The sequence below is a fragment of the Lysinibacillus sp. 10T31 genome, from assembly GCF_056394365.1.
The window spans coordinates 1-361 of sequence record NZ_JBFTHS010000276.1; the positions used below are offsets into that span (position 1 = coordinate 1).

Sequence of the window (361 nt, forward strand, 5' to 3'; positions counted from 1 at the left end):
GTCCGGGCCTGTCGCAAATCCAGCGCATACCCTCGATGATTTGAGCCGCTGTTTCCAGTCCGAGAGTGGCGTTATTCAAAAACAACCTAACACGCGGTGATGACATTCTGGACGAACCCGTTTCCATTGCTAGCGTTATCGGTAGAAACACCTCAGGTCGTCAGGAGCAGTCCGGTGAACAAGCCCATGGAAGAGCGTTATGGCGGCAGACGCAGGACCTATCTATTCAATGAGTCGCACCTGAGACCACGGCAACGGGCCCTGCTCCTTGCACTGATTCTGTTGCTCATCAACGGTGTCGGTCAGTTGTTCATGGTGGAAGTGGTCGGACTGGATGGCGCAATCCTCCACCTTGTAGTGG

1 protein-coding gene is annotated in these 361 nt (G+C 54.6%); it reads left to right on the top strand.

Annotated elements, in window-relative coordinates:
• Window positions 1–174 precede the first annotated feature (174 nt).
• Window positions 175–361, top strand: a 187-nt coding sequence (locus tag AC1DCY_RS28020) for a hypothetical protein (protein WP_477356135.1), incomplete at its 3' end; no start/stop codon positions are given.